Here is a 14511-nt window from a genome sequence, read left to right on the forward strand (position 1 = left end):
ATATGGTGCTTTATTCCCGAAGCTTGTAAAAAAAGATGCGGCAGGTCTTCTGACTTTCCCGTGGTTTTGCCCTCCTTCCCGTCCCGAATTGTCGGGACAGTGGCCTTTTCGGCAAACCGTGTCAGCAGCCTTGCGACCGATGCGGGATTACAGCAGCGGGTACTGTTCCGGACTTGCACCGGATTCCCTTTTAAGCCCGTCACGATTCCATGCCGGGCACCACATGCTCGTGTAAAGTATATCAAAAACAGCGCTTCGAACCAATGCTCCGCGCGGAAATTTTCGATGACTCAAGAGTCCTCATCGCCGTCGTTCCACTCATCCATTCGCCAGATCGGTGAGGTAGCGATGAGCGTAAAGCTTGTCGATTTTCGAAAGTTCGGTGAGCTGGTCGAAGAAGATCGCCTGAACACCGTAGTGCTGGCGGATGCGGTCGATCATCGACAGCCACAAATGCGCTGTCATCTCGGCGTCAGCCAACGCGCGGTGAAAGCTGCCGACTTTCGGTATGCCTGCATGGTTGACCAAAGTCTGCAACTTGTGGTTCGGAGCATCCTGATAAATCCGCCGCGACAGAAGCAACGAGCAGCAGCAATCGCCCTCGTAGGCTCGGCGCGCCCGTTTCAGCTCGAAGTCGAGAAAGCGCCGGTCGAACGAGGCGTTATGCGCCACGATGTTGTGCCCGGCGATAAAGTCCGAAAACCCGGCCATCACCTCTTCGCAGGGCGGCTCGACTTTGAGCATTTCGTTGGTAATGCCAGTATAGCTCTCGATGAACGGGCTGATCCGAAAGCCGGGATTCATCAGCCGCTGGAAACGGTCGACGATTACGCCGTTTTCGAGAAGCACCGCGCCGATTTCGATGGCCCGGTCACCATACTGCGGCGACAAGCCCGTTGTTTCAAAGTCCAGCACCACCACGCTATCAGCCGACGCACGTTGCATGAAAAAATATCCGGTTAAGATTGGTCAATCCGCCTCACCGCCGCCATGCAGGCACGACAGGATGTGCTCGAACGAATCGATGAGCCAGGTGGGATTCACCCCGCGCAGCTCCTCGGCAGAATGGTTCCCGTAGGTAACGGCGCAGGTATCGGCGGATGCCCGCTGGCCCATCTCGATGTCGAACACCGTGTCGCCCACGACGAGGCACCGTTCCGCCGGAACAGCGAGGCGCGCCAGCGAGAGCTGCACCATGTCGGGCGCTGGCTTGCCCCGCTGCACATCCTGCGCTCCGGCGATGGAAGCAAAGTGCTGGAAAATGCCGAGATGCTGCATCATAGACAGAAGCCCCTGCCTGCTTTTACTGGAAGCGATAGCAAGCAAATACTCCCGCTGCAACAGCTCCAGCGTCTCCTTGACCTCCGGGAACAGACTGGTCGTGTCGAAAGCGATCTCCTTGTAATACTTCCGGTAACGCTCGACCGCCTCAGCGGCATCATCGGCTTCAAGCCCAAGCCCCATTTCAATCGTACGCTGCAACGGCAGTCCGATCCCGCGGCGGACAATTGCGGGATCGATCTCCGACAGCCTGAAATCACGCGCCACCAGCCGCATGGCCTCCATGATGCTCTGTTCGCTGTCGGCCAGCGTGCCGTCGAAATCAAACACAATGAGACGATACTTCATGCCGCCATCACCTCCACGATTCAATGACGCTCCTCTTCACGACTGTGTGCGCGGTTCGAGATGCGTCACGACCTGCGAGTTCTGGATGACTTGATGCAGATGCGCTTCGATGCGCTCACACCAGTCGTGGCCGAGCTGCACGCTCCAGCTGGCCGGAACGAGAACGTCGAGCGTGATGAACGCCACATTGCCGCCCAGCCGCGTTTTGAGATTTTTGTATGTCACTTCGTCCCCGCACACCTCAAGCAGAGCGGTTTGGATTTCGGCAATCTGGTCGGGGGAGAGCGCGGCATCCATCATGCCGTCCGCGGTGCGTTTCAGAAGACGCCAACCGGTGAAGAGAATATTGAACGCCACGACGAGCGCAATGAGCGGATCGAGCCAGGTCAGTCCGGTGAGCCACACCAGCGCAACACCGGCAATCACCCCGACGGAAGTCCAGACGTCGGTCATCAGGTGATGCGCGTCAGCTTCAAGCGTAATCGAGTGCTCCCGCTCGCCAACCTTCAGCAGCGTGCGTGCGGTCAGGAGGTTCACCGCCCCGGCGCAAACGGAGACGACGAGAGCAGGCCCGACGTCATGCAGCGCCTGCGGATGAAAAAAGCGCTCGATCGCGCTGTAACCGATTCCGAGCGCAGCAATCAGGATCAGCAATCCCTCGAAGCCGCTCGAAAAATACTCCGCCTTGCCGTGCCCGAAAGCGTGGGATTCGTCCGCCGGACGCTCGGCCAAGGTCAGCATCGCCAGCGCCATCATCGCCCCGGCAAGATTGACGAACGATTCGAGCGCATCGGAGAGCAGCCCTACCGAGCCGGTCAGCTGCCACGCCGCCATTTTCAGCACAATGGTGACCAGAGCAGCTGTTATCGACAGCCACACAAAACGAGTAAGCGAATGGTTACGGGATTGAGCGGACATGGTTATTATTTGCCAGTTTCACAAACGCGCAGATTCTTGCCATACAACAAGATACAGTCTGGAATGCATAGGAACCAAGGCACCACTGCCAACAGAAAAATCATTACCGGAAGCCGTGTTCTCTCGGCATCAGCACGCGATCTGATTGCATCTCTTTGAGAAAGTCGGTAACATAGTAATGATGCCCTTAAGTTGCTCCTGCTTTTTCAGAAAATTCAACGTTTTTCACGATCACTGAAATAACACGATGAGCTGAACATCAAAACAAGGAGGAGATTATGGCAACCCATTTCGGGCAAATCGATGCCTACTTCATCAATATGCTTGACCCTAAAACCCATGGGGGCAAGCGATTAATCAATCTGTTCGGGAGTTTTGGTAGAGCTGTTGTGTGGTTCATTCCGGACGGCCATCCCCTGCCGGGCAACAAAATACGCTCAATAACACACTTCATTGACGTTCACTATCATATCCGTGACTGGGAAGCAATCGTCGATATACTTCGGCATGAAAAACCGGTGTATTTCAACTACAATGAAGCAGACAATTCCGCACAAATCTACACAGGAAGCGAACCGGTAGGAGAGGACGAATAAAGACACCTAATGAACCAGCCCCCCGGAGTTGATTGATCGAACAAACTCCGGGGAGATTTCCCACCTGCTCTATTCCTCATTCACTTTCGAAAAATCACACCGCAAAGCTTTATCACGCTCTTTTTCCGACTCGAAATTCCAGTCATTCGGCAATCCTGGTGACATGATGAAACCAACAAACACCTTGCGGACTTGCTCATCTTTCAGTTTTTTCTTGACGCCACACCAGTTCAAAGATGCTGCCCTTGTCCGGCTCACTTGTGACCGAGACGGTGATGGACTGGAGGTCGGCCAGTTTTTTGACGATTGACAGACCGAGGCCCGTGCCGCCAGTCCCCGCACTCCGCGACTCGTCAACGCGGTAGAAGCGGTCGAAGATCGCAAGAAGCTGCGCTTCCGGAATGCCGACTCCGTGGTCTTCGATGGCGCAAATCACTGCGCCGTCGCGCCGCCCGATCCGGATTTCAACCGGCGAGCCTTCGGGCGAATAGTTGATCGCGTTGGAGAGAAGATTGCCAAGCATGATCTCAAGCAGCGCGGGATCGGCGGGGACCACGCCAGGGCGGCTGTCATGCAGCGTGATGGCGATGCCCTTTTGAGCGGCTATGGGTTGCAAGCGTTCCAAAACGGCGTTGACGGGCTGTGCTAGATCAACCTCGGTGATGGTGGGCTTGCCGCTCTGACTCTCGTAACGAGCCAGCATCAGGAGCTGGTCGATCAGCCGCGCCATGCGGTTCAGCTCCGCGAGGCAAATGCGGACGCGGCTTTCGTAATGCTCGGCCTCTCGCGGCTTGCGCACCAGCACTTCGAGCGTTCCCTTAACCACCGAAAGCGGCGTTTTCAGCTCGTGCGCCGCATCGGAAGTGAACTGCTTTTCACGCCCGAACGCCTGTTGCAGGCGGTCGAGCAGCGCGTTCACCGTCACCGACATCCGGTACAGCTCATCGCGGTTCCGGGGCAGGGCTATGCGCTGGTCGAGGTTCGACTGCGTGATCGTCTCCGCCGTGGCGATCACCTCGTCGATCGGCCTGATGCTCTGTCCGGCAATCAACCGCGTCACGACGAAAAGCAGAATGATGATGACGGGAAACGAAATGAGCATCGTCGTGGACATGTCGCGCAGCACAAGAATCGCGCCACGCAGCGGCACGGCAACGACGAGGTAACCGTTGATTTTGCCGTCACTGCCCAGGAGCGGTAGCTGGAGCTGACGCACCGTCGAGCTGCCGACCGTGCTGTTGCGCAAGACAGGCTCGCGGTTGCCATTCTCGACGCTCAGCACGTTCTCGAACAGGCTTTCCGATTTCTGGACGATTCGTCCCTCGGCGTCCGAAAACTGCACGAACTCGACGTCGAGGTCTCTGCGGCGACCGCGTTGGTGATGCCGTTCGCGGTCGCCTTGATGATCCGCCTCTTCGTCGTCAACATGAACGCCGCCTCGGACGAAGCCCTCGAAATTATCGTTACAGATACGCCCCTCGCGAAGCGTCTCGGCAGCCTCATGGCGAAGCTCCTCGTCGAGGTGACGATAGACCACGTTATCGACCGTGAAGATGATGGCGGCAAAGACGATGGCAATCAGTACAGCGGTCGCGCCGGTGTAGTAGAGGGCGATCCGGCTGCGCAGGCTCATCGAGGAGAAAATCCGCCTGCGCCGGGAGCGACCCGAAGCCGTACCGGACGAGGTCGTCATTGCGCCTCTCCGCCCTCGTCGCGAATGATGTAGCCCACGCCGCGGATGGTCTGGATGAGATCACGGCATCCGGCCGCATCAAGCTTTTTGCGAAGGAAGTTGATGTAGACGTCGATCACCGAGGTGTCGGAATCGAAGTGCATGTCCCACACATGCTCGATGATGCGGCTCCGGGTGCAGACCCGCCCCTTGTTACGCAAAAGAAATTCGAGCAGCGCGAACTCTTTTGGCGTAAGGGCCAGATCGATAGACTCACACCGGGCCTGATGGGAAGCGGGATCGACCGTCAGTTCACCGGTGCTCAGCTTGGAACTTTCGCTGCCCCGCCGTCGCAACTGCACACGGATGCGAGCCAGCAGCTCCTCGAATTCAAAGGGCTTGCGGATGTAGTCGTTCGCGCCTGCATCGAGACCGAACACAACATCCTCGATGGTGTCCTTTGCCGTCAGGAAAATGATCGGCACATCGTTGCCCTCCTTGCGCAGTCTCCGACACACCTCGATACCGCTGATGCCGGGAATCATCCAGTCCACGAGCAAAAGATCGTACTCGTTGGTCATGGCAAGGTCGAGCCCCGTGCGGCCGTCGCTGGCGACATCGACCGCAAAGTACTCTTCTTCAAGGCCCTCCTTCAGAAAGCCCGCGATTCCCGGTTCATCTTCGATAATCAGCAGTCTCATGCGGCGTTTGGATTAATGATCGTCATCATCGTCGCCATGCTCACCACCGCCCTGTTTGCCGATCAGCGCGCCGAGCAGTTCGGATGGGCTCTTGCCGTTGGCCGAAGCGATACCGGCAATCGTCTGCGATGGCGCATCGACGGCAAAACCGTTATTGCGGAGCTTCGCCATCAGCTCGTCGGGCTGCTGCTTCACCACCAGCGCCACGGTTTCAAGCGATGACGATTCGAGCATCTTTGCCGATGCTCGGGCAACGCGCTTGCCGTTCTCGTGCTCCTTATCACCGAGGAATGGCATTGCCGAAACCACCGTCACGACGGCACACAAGCCGATGATCGACATGGCGAGCTTTTTTGAAAAATAGCCCGTAAAGGCTTTCCAGTTCGCGATCACGTGAAAAACAACGCCTGCGACGAGCAGCCAGCCAAGCCACTCGTGAACCGGCTTGACCAGCCCTTTTTCAAATTCAAAAAACAGAAACACGCCGGTAACGGCGGAAATCAGAAGTGCCCCGGTCACAAGCGGCGTAGCCCAGGATCGAATGTTAGCTTTCATGGTGTCTCAAGGTTTTTGCATGGTTGAATACGTTTACTCAAAGGCTGAAAAATCAGCTTGAGAAAACATACCCGCATCGACCTTAAAACAGGATAAACATCATCTTAAAAAACGCTTAAAAATCAGCGACCGCCAAAACCGGCATCTACGTAACGTTGCGAACACCGACGGCTCCTCTGTCCACGAATTCCCCCGTCACCCCTTCCTCCCGAACCGCCGATAAATTGAGATGATCCAGGCCACGCAGAAAGTGAGGTAGATGGCAAAGCTGGTAACGATGTGCGTCAGCTTTGTCGCTTTTCCGAGGGAGACCTGAAATGACTGGTGCATGAGGTCGAGCAGGAAAAGCAGCGTGGCAGAACCGCCTAGAAGCAGGCCCGTCCTGAGCCAGGCGAGTGTTTCATCCTGACGCTCAGGGGCAAGCCAGTACTCCTTGTTGGGAATATTGAGCCACGAGGTATGACCCGGCGTAAGCGTCCGCTTCACCCAGGCCCAGGTGGCCACGAGGAGTAGGCCGATGATGCCGTACCAGATGAAAAACACACTTTTCGCCCCCCAGGCATCCGGCTCTCCCCAAAGCCCGAAGTGAGTGGCAACCCGGTCTGGCAGAATGGTGTAGTGGTAAATAGCGTGAGCAACGATGAGTGCGCTGAGTAGTGAGAAGAGCGCAAGCGCTAACGGGTGCTGGTTTCTGTTTGGCATGATCGGGCATTTGTTTTAAAAACTGCTTTTCAGACCTTTTCCGGCTCAGGATCAAAATCTTTGTCAACGTTCCGGAGTTCCGGCAGGCAGAATAGAAGCAGGAAGTCCGGGAAATCGATCGAGCAGTTTGCTGAAATAGTCGGGATTATCGATGCACTCCGGATTATCAGGCTCGGTGCAGGGAATTTCAACAACCCTCCAGCGCCCATCCGTCTTGCGCAAGAGCGCGGAAAAATCCTCATATCTGGAGCCGCCATCCTTTGAGCGCGGCATGGTATGTACCCACGCCCAGCCGCCGCTGACCTTCATCTCCCTGACGACAAATGCCACGTCGAGATTGTGCTGCTTTTGGAGCTCCGCGCGCATGGCATCGAGTATCGCCTTGCGCTCCACGCTGTCCGGTGGCGGAGTATAGACGCGCTGCACCTTACCAGAGAAACCCAGGGATTGCGCCGGAGCAACCATGGCAAGGAACGACGCCACTAAAAGCAGCTGCGTAAAAAAATGGTTCAGTTGATTGCGTTTCATTTCAAAATTCAGTGTCAGGATTTCGTTTTCGCGTCATCAACATGAATGCGCCTGAACACACGGTACTGCATGAACAGTAGAGCGGCGATGGCAAGAATGACGGCCCCATAGAGCAGAAACTGGTAGCGTTCGGAAAAGGGCAGCCGAGCCTCATCTCCTGCAAACGAAGGATTCTCGCGAACCGGGCCAAGCCCTGCAACTGGCAGTTTGTCCACGCTCTCGGCATTAATAGCTTTTGCCAGATCGTACTGCGGATTTTTAGCTGATGGATTGCCCCAGAAAAGAAAAAGTTTACGATCCGGATAGGTTTTGAACACCAGCACCCTCCGGTACCCTATACCGGAAACACTGCTGATGGTCAGCGGCGGGCTGTCGTGATTGCGAAAAACCAGGCGATATTCCGCCGCGGAAATTTCAGGCAGCTCTATCGAGAGTTGCGATGAGTGAAGATCAGGCGTATCGAAATTGTAAATAGTCCCTCCGCCAACCGCCGCCCAAACTCCTTTGTTGTTTTTGGTTTCAACAGTGACGAAGCGCTGGAAATTGCGATCGTTCGTTACAATTTCCAGACGATCCACAGGAAAAGCCTTGTCCATCCGCATCACAACGCTGTTTTCCTTTCTCGAATCATCGAACGCCTGCTTCTCGATGGTCCCCCGAATCCTGTAAGTTTGCCCTGCCGAATTCCTTTGCCGGAACAACCTGACCTCGGTGATCTTCAACGCCTCTTTCCCGCCATTGGCAATTCTGATGGCAAGATGTGGGAACGTAGTTTTTGGAATTGACAGCCTGTCGTTCTTCAGTTTTTCACCTTTATCCAGCTCGAAAATCACGCCGTCCTTGCGAAGCGTTTGCCATGCCTTGCCATCCCGGCTACCGAGAACCTCCACCGGGCGGATGTAGTTGGTGTCGGGCGAGATGATCTGCAAAGCGTTCACAGCCGTACCGTTCTCATCGACAAGAAACTCGGCCCAGGTATCACCATTTTCGGTTGTCGAGAGATTTCGCATCTGGAAAGCTATCAACTCCTGGCGCGTTTCGGGACGTTTCGATACAATCTGCCAGGGCACCTCCTCTTTCCGGTCGGTTACCACACGGAAATCGGCGAAAGGAGTGCTCGCCGTCAAATCTCCAAGGCGGTAACTGTCGAGGGGCAAGGCCGCAAGAGAACCATTGCTTCCTTCTTTCGGTAATTCGATCTGCGCATACTTTTCCCAGAGGCGCTCGTCAAACGTCGCGCAAACGCCTGCGGCTCCATCGAGCAGCAGAATCAGGCAAAGCAGTACCTGAAGGACAGATTTCTTCATGATTGATCTTCTCCGAAAATGATATGCCTGAAACGGTTATAGCCATAGGACACAGCCAGAAGCAACAACCCGAGAACAATAAATGAAATAATACGATACACCGTTTCGAGGAACGACAGGTCCATAAAAAACACCTTCAGCACCGCGACACCCAGAATCAGGATACCCAGAATACGGGCCCTGCGGATTCGCCTGACGATTCCAACTCCAATCAGGAATGACGCATAGAGCGTCCAGAGTACCGAAAGAGACATCTGATAGGCATAAACCGAGGAATCACTGCCGGGGCCGAGGTCAAAGAACTCATGAACCTCAAGAGACAAGAGGATCAGAGACAGCGCCTGGGTGATGAAAAAGATGATCGCATTGATGCTTCTTTCATTGATACTCAGAATATTCCTGTGCCGCGAACCGGCATACAGCAACACATAAAAACCGGCGATCGCTAATGCACAACCCGGAAAACGTTTGTTGAAAACAGGAACGAAGCTTTCAAAAGGTGCGAGATACAAGGTTGCTTCATAGGAAAAGCGCAACAGTACCACAAGGCCAAGCAGATAGACGCCCCAGCGGAAAACCGGCAGATCGAGCTTGAAAGCCCACCAGCCAAGAACGGCCATTTCAACCGAAAGCGCCGCCAAAACCCAATGCTGCCCGAGAGTGACGAAGGTTGCAATGACCGTCAAAACGATGGACAACACCGCATACGACACAACCGTCATCGGCAGCGCCTTCGAACGGAGGCTGGTGAAACCGGCCAGTCCGATCTCGATTCCGGCAAGAAGCAGCGCGAAGAACCTGACCGGCCAGGTATCGGCAAATTCCTGCTGGGCAAGAAACGCCATGAAGAAAAACAGGCCCGAGCCAAAAATGACGAGATGATCGGCTGTCGATTCCGATGCCTTTCGATCACGGAAAAAGAGGAGATAGAGGTTGTAAACAATAAAAAACACCGTTACCGCAACGAAAGCAATCGTGTGTTGATCGAGGCTGTAAAACGCTTCATGCCAGAGAGCATAGAGCAATGCGGTTCCGAAGAGCGAAATGGCAGCAAGCGAAGGCCATTGGCGAAACCGCAGCAGGAGCAAGGTTCCTAAATCGAGTAACAAAATGTAGCTGAACAGCTCAACAGGCTGGTTCTCGCCAGTTGAAAGCAAGACGGGAGTCAGAAATCCACCGGCGAGGGCGACCAGAGCGAGTGAATAGGCCGAATAACGATGCGAAAGCGTAATGCCGGTCGTCGTGACCGCCACCATGCCAATTGTCGCCAGAAATGCAGGAATCAGATGATAGAGCGTAAATGCTGCATACAAAGACAGATACAGCACGGCCAAACCGCCGCCGCTGAGGATCTGCGCATAACGTCCGAGGTTTTTGTTTTTTTGAAGGTATTCGCCCGTAATGAGAAAAGCGATACCGCCAACGATACCAAGCATCACCCTTCCGGCTTCACCGATGAGGTTGTTATCGAAAGAGTACTTGAGGAAAAATGAGACGCCAAAAATGACAGCGACAATCCCGATAGTGCCGATCCAGCGGGTGCCGATGACATTTTCGAGAGTAGCTGAAGAAGAGGGCTTGGCGCTTTTTGAACGTTGGAGCTCAGATGACCTTGCTGGTCTTGTTACTGAAACCGGTTTCACCTTCGGCGCTGAAACGCCGGGAGCTGAATCATGCTGGTCTCCTTTCAAACGCAGGACTTCGCCCTCAAGCTCTTGCACTCGGGCGATGAGCATATCGATACACTGATCCCGCTCCTGATCAGATCGCGTTGACATTATTTCATCAATATCTTTTGATTGAAGAGTCCATCAGCCTGCCGTAGACACCAGTCTCTTTTATATACTGATTGGTTACACCTCTCACAAGGGGAAAGAGCGAAGCGCCTACTGGTTCACTGAGAACACTCTGACGTGATTTCCCCCATCCACCCCACAAACTTGACATGCCGTTTCAACATGGCGGGCGATTTTTGTATTTTGGGCATTTTCAGCTCCATCTAACGGCTCGCCCCTTCATGAAGAAATCACCGCTGGTCATTCTGTTCCTGACAGTTCTGCTCGACCTGATCGGCTTCGGTATCGTGCTTCCGCTGCTGCCGACCTATGCCAAGGAGCTTGGAGCGTCGCCCTTCATGATCGGCCTGATCGCGGCGATCTACTCGACGATGCAGTTCATCTTTTCGCCGATCTGGGGCAAGCTGAGCGACAAGATCGGACGACGTCCGGTAATGCTGTCGAGCATCTTTCTGGCCTCAGTCTCCTACGTCTTCTTCTCACAGGCGGTGACGATTCCTCTCCTGATTCTGGCGCGTTCGCTGTCGGGAATCGGCTCGGCCAACATCGCGGCGGCGCAGGCAGCCATTACCGACGTGACCGACTCGAAAAGCCGCTCGGGCGCAATGGGCATGCTTGGCGCAGCGTTCGGTATCGGCTTCATCATCGGCCCGCTGATCGGCGGTGTGCTGATGACCAACTTCGGCATTTCGATGGTCGGTCTGTTCGCAGCCGGACTGAACTTCACCAACTTCACCCTGGCGCTCTTCCTGCTAAGCGAAACCAATCCTCACGCCGAGGGCTTCCTGTCGCTCTTCAGAAAGAGCGGAGAAGCAGCTCATGCCGACACCTCGCTCCTGGCCTCGCTCGCCCGCAAGAGCAGCGCGTATGCGGAACGAGTCCACGAAGCGTTCAGCTCACGTCCGGTGGCGCTGCTGATGATTATCAACTTCATCTACTCGCTGGCAATCGTGAACATGCAGGTGGCGGCGATTCTGCTTTGGGGCGACAGGTTCCACACTACCGAGCAGCAGGTAGGCTACCTGTTCGCTTACGTCGGGTTCATTTCGGTGATCGTGCAGGGCGGAATGCTGCCGAAAATGACCCGCAAGCTCGGCGAGCACAAGCTCATGGTTTTCGGCCACATTGCTTCGTTTATCGGTGTCTTTTTCATCCCGTTCATTCCGGTAAACGCACTCTTCACGATCGGCCTCGGCATCCTGCTCTTTTTCGCCATCGGCACGAGTCTGGTCAACCCGCTGAACATTTCGATGATCTCGCTCTACAGCTACAAGCAGAAGCAGGGGCAGATTATGGGCTTCGCGCAGTCGGTCAACGCCCTGGCCCGCATCCTCGGCCCCATCACCGGCAGTGTGCTTTACGGGATGGACTACCGGTTCCCCTACTACACGGCGGGAGCGCTGACCATCATCGGGACGATCATATCCATGAGCCTGTTCAAATACGACATCGAGGCGCTGGAGCCATCGGCAAGCGTAGCAGACTAACCAACCGACTGCAAACGAAAAGGAGACAACCATGCGCATAGGCGTTGCAGGCGTCGGCAAGCTCGGCGAATTCCATACGAACCTACTCAAACAGATCGCCGCCGAGAACCCGGATGTGGAGCTTTCCGGTGTGTTCGACCTGAACCCCGAGCGATTGCAGGAGATTGGCAAAAAGTACGATGTGCACTGCTTCGGCTCGCTGGCGGAACTGGCCGACACGTGCGACGCTGCGGTGATCGCCACGACCACCAGCTCGCACTACGTCATCGCCAAACAGCTTCTCGAAGCGGGACTGAGCCTGTTCATCGAAAAGCCGATCACGGCAACCCTTGAGGAGGCCGACGAGCTGATCCGGCTCGAAAAGGAGAAGGGACTGACCATCCAGGTTGGCCACATCGAACGCTTCAACCCGGCATTGCTGGCGGTCGAGCCGTACATTGGCGAGCCAATGTACATCCAGGCCGAGCGGCTGAGCGGCTTTTCACGCCGCGTAACCGACGTCTCGGTGGTGCTCGACCTGATGATTCACGATATCGACCTGGTGCTCTCGCTCATCAAGTCCGACATTCGCAGCATCGCGGCTTCGGGCGTGAAGGTTTTCTCGAACGAGCTGGACATGGCCACGGCGCGCATCGAATTCGAGAACGGCGCCATCGCCAACGTCACGGCAAGCCGCCTGAGCCGCAGCAAACTCCGCAAGCTGCGCTTCTTCAGCCGCAAGCCTAAAAGCTACGCTTCGCTGGACTTCAACAGCGGCAAGTCAGAGGTGTTCCGGCTGGTCAAGCCCGAGGATCGCTCCTCGAAAAATCCTATCAAGAACTTCGCCACCAAAAAGATTCTGGAACAGTTCGGCGAAATTCAGGAGTCGCTGAAGGATCTGGCGCTCGACTACGTCAGCCCCGACGTGCCGAAGGTCAACGCGCTGAAGGTGGAGTTGGAGCAGTTCATCGACGCCCTCCGCACAGGCCGTCCGGCGGTGGTCACCTCCGAAGAGGGACGCCGTGCGTTGATGGTGGCGGGCAGAATCACCGATGAAATCCGGAAGAACACCGCTGACCTCGACTGAATCCGACCCGACGAATACGATACCGACGACCGAATGCTGAAAGCAAAGCACGACGACATTCCAGAGATTTTGTACCGCATCGGAGACCTCGCCGACCAGGCCGGTCTCCCCTGCTACCTCGTGGGCGGTTACGTTCGCGATCTCATCATGCAGCGCCCCTGCACCGACATCGACATCATGGTGATCGGCGAACCGGTGCCGTTCGCCAAAGCGATTGCCGAGCAGCTTGGCGGCCGGAATTTCGTGCTATTCGAGCGCTTCCGCACCGCGCAGATCGAGCTGGACGATCCGGAGGCGGGCACCTTCAAGCTTGAAATCGTCGGCGCACGCAAGGAGAGCTATAACCCCGAATCACGCAAGCCGATCACCAGCATCGGCACGCTGGAGGATGACCTCTCACGCCGCGACTTCACGATCAACGCCCTCGCCCTGCGCCTGAACCGGGAGCAACGCGGCGAGCTCGTCGATCTGTACGACGGTCAGCGCCACATCCGCGAAAAACTGCTCAAAACGCCACTCGATCCGGAACAGACCTTTTCGGACGATCCCCTTCGCATGATGCGCGCCGCCCGCTTCGCCTGCCAGCTCGATTTCAGGCTCGATGAGGCAACGCTCGAAGCGATGGAGGCGATGAGCAGCCGGATCCAGATCGTCTCGCGCGAGCGCGTCAGCCACGAATTCCTCAAAATCATGGCGGCCCCGAAGCCATCGATCGGGCTCAAAATTCTGCATTCGACGGGCCTGCTCAAGGAGATCATCCCGGAACTGGACGTTATGGCGGGCATCGAACAGGTGGATGGCCTCGGCCACAAGGATACGCTGTTCCACACCTTTCAGGTGGTGGACAACCTCGCGGAGCATTCTGACAAACTTTGGCTGCGCGTGAGCGCTCTCTTCCACGACATCGCCAAGCCGGTGACCAAGCGCTTCCACCTAGGCTCCGGTTGGACCTTCCACGGCCACGAGGCGGTGGGAGTCAAGCTGGTACGACGCATTTTCCGGGCGATGAAGTGGCCCATGGAACCGATGGAGTACGTGCAGAAGATGGTGCGGCTGCACCACCGCCCGATTCCGCTGTCGAAGGACGAAATCACCGACTCGGCGGTGCGCCGCCTGATGTTCGATGCCGGGCAGGACCTTGACGACCTGATGACGCTCTGCCGCGCCGACGTCACCAGTAAAAATCCGCGCAAGGTGCAGCGGATCATGAAGAATTTCAACAACGTCGAAGCGAAAATTGCCGAGGTTGGCGAAAAGGATCTGCTGGCGAAATGGCGTCCTCCCGTCAGCGGCACCGACATCATGGAGATGCTGAACCTGCCGCAGGGCAAGCTGGTGGGCATCATCAAGTCGCGCATGGAGAACGCCATCATCGACGGCGATATTCCCTACGACCGCCAGGCCGCGCTGGATTTTGTAAGTGCGGTGTACCGGGAAATGGTGGAGAAGAGGGAGGCTTGAAAACACGTACATCCGTCTCCTGACGACCTGGTTTTCCCTCCGCTCTTGCTTTACTTATATTTATTGACACACAACTTCCTGAACCAAACATCA

At 55.9% G+C, this 14511-nt stretch carries 14 protein-coding genes and 1 riboswitch; of the genes, 4 read left to right on the plus strand and 10 right to left on the minus strand.

From position 1 onward, the window contains the following. Positions 1 to 22: 22 nt before the first annotated feature. Positions 23 to 239: riboswitch (cobalamin riboswitch) on the minus strand. Positions 240 to 318: 79 nt separating this feature from the next. Genes CPAR_RS06120 through CPAR_RS06130 form a run of 3 tightly spaced genes read right to left on the minus strand, consistent with a single transcriptional unit; the run spans position 319 to position 2547 of the window. Next, on the minus strand, positions 319 to 945 hold the full coding sequence (locus CPAR_RS06120; RefSeq protein ID WP_012502446.1) for a 3'-5' exonuclease: 627 nt from the start codon (positions 943 to 945) through the stop codon (positions 319 to 321). 24 nt (positions 946 to 969) lie between these two features. Then, positions 970 to 1629, minus strand: a complete 660-nt coding sequence (locus CPAR_RS06125; protein ID WP_012502447.1) for an HAD family hydrolase — start codon at positions 1627 to 1629, stop codon at positions 970 to 972. Positions 1630 to 1665: 36 nt separating this feature from the next. Continuing rightward, positions 1666 to 2547, minus strand: a complete 882-nt coding sequence (locus tag CPAR_RS06130) for a cation diffusion facilitator family transporter (RefSeq protein WP_012502448.1) — start codon at positions 2545 to 2547, stop codon at positions 1666 to 1668. A 278-nt stretch (positions 2548 to 2825) separates the two neighbouring features. Between CPAR_RS06130 and CPAR_RS06135 the strand changes: the two genes are divergently transcribed. Beyond that, positions 2826 to 3143 carry a hypothetical protein gene (locus CPAR_RS06135; RefSeq protein ID WP_012502449.1) on the plus strand — a complete coding sequence of 106 codons (318 nt, stop codon included), beginning with the start codon at positions 2826 to 2828 and terminating at the stop codon, positions 3141 to 3143. A gap of 196 nt (positions 3144 to 3339) precedes the next feature. Here CPAR_RS06135 and CPAR_RS06140 read toward each other — a convergent pair whose 3' ends face one another. The 7 genes from CPAR_RS06140 to CPAR_RS06170 all read right to left on the minus strand — a co-directional run bounded on the left by CPAR_RS06140 (position 3340) and on the right by CPAR_RS06170 (position 10344). Beyond that, a complete protein-coding gene (locus tag CPAR_RS06140; RefSeq protein ID WP_012502450.1) occupies positions 3340 to 4836 on the minus strand; it encodes an ATP-binding protein in 1497 nt (498 codons plus the stop codon). Further along, positions 4833 to 5516, minus strand: coding sequence for a response regulator transcription factor (locus tag CPAR_RS06145; RefSeq protein WP_012502451.1), 684 nt, complete (start codon positions 5514 to 5516; stop codon positions 4833 to 4835). The genes CPAR_RS06140 and CPAR_RS06145 overlap by 4 nt, the downstream gene beginning before the upstream one ends. Positions 5517 to 5528: 12 nt before the next feature. Then, positions 5529 to 6071, minus strand: a complete 543-nt coding sequence (locus tag CPAR_RS06150) for a DUF4405 domain-containing protein (protein WP_012502452.1) — start codon at positions 6069 to 6071, stop codon at positions 5529 to 5531. Between the two features lie 195 nt (positions 6072 to 6266). Beyond that, the gene (locus CPAR_RS06155) at positions 6267 to 6773 is read right to left on the minus strand and encodes a DUF1648 domain-containing protein (protein ID WP_012502453.1); all 507 of its coding nucleotides are present in this window, start codon (positions 6771 to 6773) and stop codon (positions 6267 to 6269) included. Between the two features lie 63 nt (positions 6774 to 6836). Then, the gene (locus CPAR_RS06160) at positions 6837 to 7301 is read right to left on the minus strand and encodes a Cif family virulence factor (RefSeq protein WP_012502454.1); all 465 of its coding nucleotides are present in this window, start codon (positions 7299 to 7301) and stop codon (positions 6837 to 6839) included. A 14-nt stretch (positions 7302 to 7315) separates the two neighbouring features. Beyond that, positions 7316 to 8608: a DUF3999 family protein gene (locus CPAR_RS06165; RefSeq protein ID WP_012502455.1), complete on the minus strand. Its 1293-nt coding sequence runs from the start codon at positions 8606 to 8608 to the stop codon at positions 7316 to 7318. Next, positions 8605 to 10344, minus strand: a complete 1740-nt coding sequence (locus tag CPAR_RS06170) for a DUF2339 domain-containing protein (protein ID WP_198002605.1) — start codon at positions 10342 to 10344, stop codon at positions 8605 to 8607. Before CPAR_RS06170 ends, CPAR_RS06165 begins: the two co-directional genes overlap by 4 nt. 281 nt (positions 10345 to 10625) lie before the next feature. Here CPAR_RS06170 and CPAR_RS06175 point away from each other — a divergent pair, with 281 nt between their 5' ends. The 3 genes from CPAR_RS06175 to CPAR_RS06185 are packed head-to-tail and all read left to right on the plus strand — an operon-like array spanning position 10626 to position 14418. After that, a complete protein-coding gene (locus CPAR_RS06175) occupies positions 10626 to 11891 on the plus strand; it encodes an MFS transporter (protein WP_012502457.1) in 1266 nt (421 codons plus the stop codon). A 31-nt stretch (positions 11892 to 11922) separates the two neighbouring features. Beyond that, complete coding sequence (locus CPAR_RS06180; protein ID WP_012502458.1) at positions 11923 to 12957, plus strand: Gfo/Idh/MocA family oxidoreductase; 1035 nt, start codon at positions 11923 to 11925, stop codon at positions 12955 to 12957. A 33-nt stretch (positions 12958 to 12990) separates the two neighbouring features. Then, positions 12991 to 14418 carry a CCA tRNA nucleotidyltransferase gene (locus CPAR_RS06185; protein ID WP_012502459.1) on the plus strand — a complete coding sequence of 476 codons (1428 nt, stop codon included), beginning with the start codon at positions 12991 to 12993 and terminating at the stop codon, positions 14416 to 14418. Positions 14419 to 14511 lie beyond the last annotated feature (93 nt).

The organism is Chlorobaculum parvum NCIB 8327 (assembly GCF_000020505.1).
GTDB classification, from domain to species: Bacteria; Bacteroidota; Chlorobiia; order Chlorobiales; family Chlorobiaceae; genus Chlorobaculum; species Chlorobaculum parvum_A.

Coding starts and splice junctions, on each gene's coding strand:
- CPAR_RS06120 (WP_012502446.1), bottom strand. CDS start 945: ATGCAACGTGCGTCGGCTGATAGCGTGGTGGTGCTGGACTTTGAAACA.
- CPAR_RS06125 (WP_012502447.1), bottom strand. CDS start 1,629: ATGAAGTATCGTCTCATTGTGTTTGATTTCGACGGCACGCTGGCCGAC.
- CPAR_RS06130 (WP_012502448.1), bottom strand. CDS start 2,547: ATGTCCGCTCAATCCCGTAACCATTCGCTTACTCGTTTTGTGTGGCTG.
- CPAR_RS06135 (WP_012502449.1), top strand. CDS start 2,826: ATGGCAACCCATTTCGGGCAAATCGATGCCTACTTCATCAATATGCTT.
- CPAR_RS06140 (WP_012502450.1), bottom strand. CDS start 4,836: ATGACGACCTCGTCCGGTACGGCTTCGGGTCGCTCCCGGCGCAGGCGG.
- CPAR_RS06145 (WP_012502451.1), bottom strand. CDS start 5,516: ATGAGACTGCTGATTATCGAAGATGAACCGGGAATCGCGGGCTTTCTG.
- CPAR_RS06150 (WP_012502452.1), bottom strand. CDS start 6,071: ATGAAAGCTAACATTCGATCCTGGGCTACGCCGCTTGTGACCGGGGCA.
- CPAR_RS06155 (WP_012502453.1), bottom strand. CDS start 6,773: ATGCCAAACAGAAACCAGCACCCGTTAGCGCTTGCGCTCTTCTCACTA.
- CPAR_RS06160 (WP_012502454.1), bottom strand. CDS start 7,301: ATGAAACGCAATCAACTGAACCATTTTTTTACGCAGCTGCTTTTAGTG.
- CPAR_RS06165 (WP_012502455.1), bottom strand. CDS start 8,608: ATGAAGAAATCTGTCCTTCAGGTACTGCTTTGCCTGATTCTGCTGCTC.
- CPAR_RS06170 (WP_198002605.1), bottom strand. CDS start 10,344: ATGCTCATCGCCCGAGTGCAAGAGCTTGAGGGCGAAGTCCTGCGTTTG.
- CPAR_RS06175 (WP_012502457.1), top strand. CDS start 10,626: ATGAAGAAATCACCGCTGGTCATTCTGTTCCTGACAGTTCTGCTCGAC.
- CPAR_RS06180 (WP_012502458.1), top strand. CDS start 11,923: ATGCGCATAGGCGTTGCAGGCGTCGGCAAGCTCGGCGAATTCCATACG.
- CPAR_RS06185 (WP_012502459.1), top strand. CDS start 12,991: ATGCTGAAAGCAAAGCACGACGACATTCCAGAGATTTTGTACCGCATC.